The 5076-nt window shown below is 62.5% G+C and carries 3 protein-coding genes; all 3 read left to right on the top strand.

The window, feature by feature from the left end:
* A partial coding sequence (locus NFR19_RS08650; RefSeq protein ID WP_251213392.1) for a hypothetical protein occupies positions 1–730 on the top strand: 730 nt, incomplete at its 5' end.
* 20 nt (positions 731–750) lie between these two features.
* Positions 751–1587: a hypothetical protein gene (locus NFR19_RS08655; RefSeq protein ID WP_251213393.1), complete on the top strand. Its 837-nt coding sequence runs from the start codon at positions 751–753 to the stop codon at positions 1585–1587.
* Positions 1588–1676: 89 nt separating this feature from the next.
* Positions 1677–5012 carry a hypothetical protein gene (locus NFR19_RS08660; protein ID WP_251213394.1) on the top strand — a complete coding sequence of 1112 codons (3336 nt, stop codon included), beginning with the start codon at positions 1677–1679 and terminating at the stop codon, positions 5010–5012.
* Positions 5013–5076 lie beyond the last annotated feature (64 nt).

Below are 5076 nucleotides of genomic sequence, written 5' to 3' on the forward strand. Positions count from 1 at the left end.
GGTGACCGACAACAAGGGCACCACCTCATCGAATGTTTGGGTGGACACCTTCATCGACAACTTGTCCGTGACCGTGCCTTTGAACGTGAAGGTGATGGCCAAGGCCTCTGGCGGCGCGCTCAAGGCACAGCCCTCAACCGGCATCGTCAACTGGCGTCCGGGCAATGCGCCGACCAACAAGGGATACCGCATCGAGAACTGGTCGGGGCTCGATGTGAAGGTTGTTGGCGTGGCATCTGATGACACCATCGCCGAGAACCAGTTCGCAGGAGGTCCGGTTTGGAAGCTCGTGCCTTCTGCCACCAACGTCGATGACCCGGGCTACACTGCAACGGGCAAGAAGGCTGACCTGGCGCTCACGCTCGCACCTTCTGCTGCGAGCAACACTCCTGGCACGAACATCTTCACGGTAACGGGCGGCGTTGTGAGCCAGCTTGATTCTTACAACGGCGGCAACCAGTACGGCAACAAGGCAAGCGAGACCGGTACGGTCGCAACGGTTGACTTGGACGGCACCGCTACCACCTCTGCTCCTAACTGGGTGATCGAGGCGCGCGTGGCTGATGGCAGCAACCCCGATCACTCGGACGGGGCGCCCGGCATCTTGGGCCTTGTGCTCACGGGCAAGAGCTCGGTGGTGAGCAACGACGTGATGAATCTGACCGATGACGCGGGCAATGTCTTGGTGGACAAGGCCTTCCAGATCACCTACACCATCGCTGCGGCATAAGGCATAAGGGAGTAGAGCCGATGAGCGCACCTGATATGAGATATGGCAATCCTGGTCAAGGGGCACAAGGCGCACCGCAGGCGAACAATCCGCAGCCCTCGCGTGCGCCCTTGCCAGGAGATGCGGCGAGCGTGCGCTCGTATGGCATGGGGTCGGCAAATCCGGGAGCGGCGCATGCTGCTCCCGGGAGCTACCCAGCATCTGGAGGATATGCGGCCTCTGCCGGACAGCGCACCCCAGGGCAAGCGCCCTATGGCGGCTATCCCTCCTTCGGGCAGGTGCCGCACACGGCAGGACCTGGCTATCCTGCGCCTGCCACCTATCAGGTGCCGCTGACAAGCCAACCGCAAACGCTTGCGCCGAACAAGAGCCGCAAAGGCGTGGTCATCGGGTGCGTGATAGCGCTTGTGGCCATCGTGGTGGCGATCCTTCTCGCGCTCACGCTCTGCACCGATGAGAGAAGCCGCCGTCAAGGAGATGCGGGCCAGCTTGCTGGCAAGACCGACGCAGAGATACAAGCAGAGCTTGACCGGGTGGTCGAAGAGGGCATGTTCAACATCTCCATCGCTTCTGTCATCGAGCTTGAGAGCGGCACCTCTGAGGGAGATCTGCGCATAGAAAACGTACCGGGTAACCGCTATCTGATGCGCGTGACGCTTCTTCGCAACGATACCGGAGAGCAGCTCTATCAAACAGACGTGATAGAGCCTGACCACCACATCCAGCGCGATGCGCTCGATGTGGCGCTACCTCAGGGAAGCTATGAGTGCACCGCACTCTTCGAAGCGCTCGATCCTGAGAGCGAAGAGCAGGTAGGACAAGCCGCTGCCATCGTCACGGTGAACGTGCGCAGCTAAGACGTAGTGATCGGTGTTGTGCCAATAAGGGCATTTTTTGCCAAAAACGCTCTGTTTTGAGGAAATCGGCGGGAAGTAAAGGGTTCATCATGGGTTTTGGGAAACATATTGAGAAGATGCTCGCGGTGATGCTTGCAGTGGTGTTGGCGGTAGGGCTTGTGCCGACAGGTGCGCAGGCAGCACATCCTGCATTCGACGGGGATGGCGTGGGCACCGATGCAAGTGGTGCGCACCAGATGACCGATGCGGTCAGCGTGAGCGGGGAAAGCGCCACCTCGAACGTGTTCGTGGAGGTAGCGCTTGACGCATTCGAGCTTACCGATCGCTCGCCTAACTGGGTCGCCCCTGATGCGACAAGCGCCATCGATTTCTACAAGGGACGCATCTGGGCGCAAACGCAAGGAGGGGAAGCTCCCATTCGCGCCGCATGGGAAGTGACACGCGATGGGCAGCAGGTAGGCACCTTCACGCCCACCCAGAGAGCCGATGGCACGTGGGGCCTAGAGCTCACCCACGATGGTGCGGCTGGCAGCCTTCACGTGGACGCACCCGGTCAATACGACTGCACCTTCACCGCGACCGATGCGCAAGGTAGGGTCGTGTCTACCTGCATCACCTTCCTCATAGAGCAGAACAGCCCCTATGGGGCCAAGACCGTCTACAAGGACCACGACGAGACCTTCGATGGCGTTGCCACCTACACCGAGCCCTCCGCGACCGGCATCATCCATAAGTACGTGCAGCACTTGAGCGCCATCAAGGCAGAGCCTGCAAGCGCGGTCTACCAATCCCTCATGGACCAAGCGCACGCGTATGCCTTATCGCAAGGGCAGGCAGGGGCCTACGCGATCCATGCCGCTTGGAGCCTTGAGACCTACTTCACCTTCCCGCAAGCGGGAGACCCTGACCCGTACAAGGGCAATCTCTCGGTAGTGATCCCGATGCCTGCAACAGATGGTGCACCAGCCGCAGGCGAGCGCGTGTTCGTGATCGGCTACGACGCATCAGGGGACAAGGTGGTGCGTGAGGTCAGCGTGCGCGCCGACGAAAGCGGTGCGCGCTATGTCGCATTCGATGATGCGCCGCTTGGCTCCTATGCGGTATGCACGTACATCCCTGACGGTGCGACCGGTCCTACCGATCCCGATGACCCGAACAAGCCGGCAGATCCGCTCACGGTGAAGGTGACCGGTGTGGTGGAAGGTGCGGGGTTCATGAACTACGAGGGCACCTACACCTGGCCTAAGGTGGGCGCTGTTCGCTATACGTTCACGCCCGTCGTACCAGGCTCTGCGCTTGCAAAGATCGAAGTGGATGCAGACGGGGTGGCACTTGAGGTGCCTGCGTGGTGCAGGCTTGCCGGATACTATGACCTGAACTTAGAGGGGCTGCCGGAAGGGACGCATGAGGTCACGGTGCGCGCGATCTTCGTGGATACCGGAGATGTGGTCGATCCTGACCCCGACAAGCCACGCCCGCCCATCGTCGACCCGGAGGACCCGGATCGTCCGGTGGATCCGGATGACCCAGAAGACCCCATGAACAAGGACTGGAAGCTCACGGTGGTGACAGAAGGGGCCGGACAGGTCGACATCTCGGTGGCGGGCGCCACAGCGGATGCTCCGTATACCTTCCGCAAAGGCCAGCTCATCGAAGGGGTGGCATACCCTGCCAATGCGACAGGGTCGCTTCTGTCGGCCACGCTTGAGACCGAGATCGCAGGAGAGCGGGTATCTGTTGCCCTTGACGTCACCTCAGGCGCCTTCTCCTTCCAAGGTCCTGGCGCTGATGCTGTCCTGCGCGTGGTGTTCTCGGATGCGCCCGCGCCTCCCGTGCGCGCCCACAGCGTGGTGGTGCGCATAGAGGGCGGTCACGGTTCGGTGGATGTGCCCTTCGACGGTACGGCACAGACCGAGGCCACAAAGCCGGTGAGCGCGGCAAGCCCTGCCACCTTCGCGCTGTTCCCCGAGGCGGGATATGAGCTCTATACCATGTATGAGGGCAGCGTTGATGTAGGCGTCTACGCGCACGCGCAAAGCACAGGATACGGCGTCTCGGTGCCCGATGTGGGGCGGGACCGTCTGATCGTGGTGCGCTTTGCCAAGGTGGCCGAAGAGCTGCCGCCGGTGGTGGTGCCGGGCACCTTCGTCACCATCGACGTTGCCATAGAGGCGACGGCGGGCCTTGCGAGCACCTCGCTTCCCAGCGCCACCCCTGAAAGCGTCTCTGTTCCCAAAGGGGCCGGATATAGCTTCTATCTGATCCCTGCTCCCTCAGCAGATGCCGAACTTGCCTATGTGCGCGCGAAAGGGGATGCTGATACCACCTGGCGCGATATCACCGCATCGGCAAGCTGGGTGGTGTGGCCGTCTGGCGGAGCGGCGGGATACTGGCTGCTCACCCTTGATCAGGTGAGCTCGGACACGCATGTGCGGGCAGGCTTTAGGCCGCGCACCGACGATGATGGGCCGCGCGATCCCACCCGTACGCGCAACATCACCATCAACGTGGTGGGAAGCGAATGGGGGGCAGTGTTTCCTAACACGGTGGGCAAGCCGCCCTTGAAGGTGCCTGCGGGCAAATCGGTCGTGGTCACGGTCGTGACCAAGGAGGGATACCACTACGAGGTGCGCCGGGCAGACGATGCGCGGGGCCAAGGGGCATCTGCGGAAGGTGCGAGCGCGGATGCCGCATCCGACATCACGCTCATCGCGCCTACCGCTGATGCGGCAGGAAGCGACAAGACCTCGACCGAGATCATCGGTGGGGCGGGGGATGGAGATGAGGACTGGGAGTTCGTCTTCGGCCCCAACGGCGGTGGTGGATCGTCGAGCTCATCATCGTCTGCGTCGAGCTCTGCTGGCTCATCTGCTGGGTCCTCTGCTGGCAGCAGCGCTGGGTCTTCTGCGGGATCCTCCGGCGGCAGCCAAGGGTCCTCTGGTGGCAACCACGGTGGCACCGGCACCATCAAAGACCCTTCAGGGAGGCCCACCATCACCCCTGAGGTGGTAGCCGATGGTGCTGGACGCACGCATGGGCGCGTGATACCGGCCGATCCGTTCCTCGTGCCGCTTGGCGCTGATGCGTCTGTGAGCTTTGCAGCTGACGCGGGGTATCGGGTGGTGCGCGTTGAGGTCAACGGAGCGCGCACGACCGCCTTCACGCAGACCGGCTATACCTTGCGCAATGTGCGCCAAGACACGACCGTGCGCGTGACCTTTGCCGCATACGCCGAGACCGATGGGCTCAGCGAACCTGCCCGCACGGTGCATCGTCTGCAATCGCTTGCCAAGACAGGGGACATCACCCCGCCTGCGATAACGCTTCTGCTGTGCATCGCGTGCGCGGCAGGAGGTGGTGCGCTGCTCGCAGCTGCTCGCCGCCGCCGGGATGCGGACGAGCGCGCCGAGGCGCAAGAGTCGTAAGGGGCATACGAAGCGCAAGCGATGTATGCGGCATAAGGGCGCGTGGAGCTGAGCGTTGGGTGTT

It is taken from the genome of Adlercreutzia murintestinalis (genome assembly GCF_943192905.1).
GTDB classification, from domain to species: domain Bacteria; phylum Actinomycetota; class Coriobacteriia; order Coriobacteriales; family Eggerthellaceae; genus Adlercreutzia_A; species Adlercreutzia_A murintestinalis.